This window comes from Nostocoides sp. (assembly GCF_035343835.1).
Lineage (GTDB): Bacteria > Actinomycetota > Actinomycetes > Actinomycetales > Dermatophilaceae > Nostocoides_A > Nostocoides_A vanveenii.
Map to the genome: position 1 here is coordinate 1 of NZ_DAOQZV010000380.1, position 1,850 is coordinate 1,850.

Annotated in this window: 2 protein-coding genes; one reads left to right on the forward strand and one right to left on the reverse strand. The window is 73.1% G+C overall.

Annotation, left to right across the window (positions count from 1 at the left end; genetic code table 11):
* Positions 1-1,149 (forward strand): DUF6350 family protein (locus PKH97_RS16350; RefSeq protein WP_324388666.1); only part of this gene is annotated, 1,149 nt, incomplete at its 5' end.
* Positions 1,150-1,214: 65 nt separating this feature from the next.
* Here PKH97_RS16350 and purN read toward each other — a convergent pair.
* Positions 1,215-1,799, reverse strand: a complete 585-nt coding sequence (purN, locus tag PKH97_RS16355) for a phosphoribosylglycinamide formyltransferase (protein ID WP_324388667.1) — start codon at positions 1,797-1,799, stop codon at positions 1,215-1,217.
* Between the last annotated feature and the right edge of the window lie 51 nt (positions 1,800-1,850).

Below are 1,850 nucleotides of genomic sequence, written 5' to 3' on the forward strand. Positions count from 1 at the left end.
ATCGCAGGGAGAGCCGGAGCTGACGGCGCCGGCGCGGGCGTGACCGCGGGCGCAGGCGTGGCAGAAAACGCGGCGGCGGGCGCGGGAGTCGGGCTGCTCGCGGTGTTGACGATCGTCGGCGTCGTCGGGTCGCTCGCGCCGCGAGCCACGGTGGACTGGGGCGCGATCTTTGGCACCGGGGCCACCTTGTGGCTGCTGCTGGGCGGTGCTCGCGTCGCGGCCGACGGGCTGTTGTTCGCCTTGACGCCATTGCTCGGTTTGGCCGCGTTGGTGTGGCTCGCGCGCTCGTCGGCGCGGCGGTCCCTGCCGGCAACCCCCACCCGATGGACGTATGCCGCGTGGCTGGGCGGCTATATCGCCGTCACCTTGGCCGCGGTCGCCCTCGCGCTCGCCGGGCCGGCGACCCCCGTCTGGTGGTCGTTGCCGCTGCCGGTCCTCGGTGTGCCAGCTTTGGCGCTGGCCTTGGCCGAACTCCCGACCGGGCGCTGGGAGCCGATCGTACGGCGGGTGCCACGCCTGATCCGGCGTGCCGTTCGGCCGGCGATCCGCACCGGCGCGCTGATGCTCGGCCTCGGCTGTGCCCTGGTGCTGCTCACGGTCGCGGTGCGCATCGGGCGGGTCTCGGCGCTCTACGGCGAACTCGACACCGGGGTGCTCGGCGGCTTCGCGCTCACCCTCGGGCAGGCGCTGGCCCTGCCCAACCTCGGGCTCTGGGCGGTGAGCCTGCTCGCCGGGCCGGGGTTCACGATCACCGAGGGGTCAAGCGTCACGCTCGGGCATTCGGACGGCGGATTGCTGCCGCTGATCCCGGTCCTCGGCGCGCTGCCGGGCAAGGCGTCCTTCGGCTGGTACGTCTGGGCCCTCTATCTGGTGCCCGTGCTCGCCGGGGGTTATGCCGCCCGCCGCACGCTCGCCGAGATCCCACGGCTAGCCAGCGGCCGGACCAAGGTGGGGTCGGTGGCGGTCACCGTCGGGCTCACCGCCGTGCTGCTCGCCGTGCTCGACGGGGTGGCCGGCGGGTCCCTCGGCGACGGCCGGCTAGCGGATGTCGGCCCGTCGGCCCTGTCGTTGTGCCTGGCCCTGATGCTCGCCCTCGGCCTGGGGGCCGCGGTCGTGGTCGCCCGCGACTGGTGGCGGCTGCGCCGGTAGCCCCAGGCCCTAACCTCTGCTAGCAGACGTTAGGTGACGTCGAGCAGGGTAGACCCTGCTACAGGTCACTTAACCTGTGCAAAGTCGAGCCTGGTCTGGCCGGCGAGGGCCCGCACCACATCGACGAGCAGCCCGCGCTCCTCGACCTTGATCCGCTCGTGCAGACTCTCCTCGGTGTCGCCCGGCTCGACGCGCACCGCCCGCTGATCGATGATCGGCCCGGTGTCGACACCCGCGTCCACCCAATGACAGGTCGTCCCGGTCACCCGCACCCCGTGCGCGAGCGCATCGCGCACGCCGTGCGCCCCCGGGAAGCTGGGCAGCAGCGCCGGGTGCGTATTGATGATCCGCGACCCGTCGAGGACGGCCGGACCCAGGATTCGCATGAACCCCGCCGACACCACCAGCTCGGGCGAATAGCTCGCGATTGCCGCGGCCAATGCGGCATCCCAGGCGGCGCGATCGGCATACGTGCCGGGAGCGACGACAAAGGACGGTATGCCGGCACCCACCGCCCGCTCGACCCCGAGCGTCCCCTCCCGGTCGGCTCCGACAGCGACGATGCGGGCGGGAAAGCCCGGCTCGCCGGCCGCGTCGATGAGCGCCTGGAGCAGGGTGCCTGACCCCGACACCAGGACGACCAGCCGCAGGGGCGCGCCGGGCGCGGCGGAGAGCGGGTTCGTCACCCGGCCGAGCCTAAT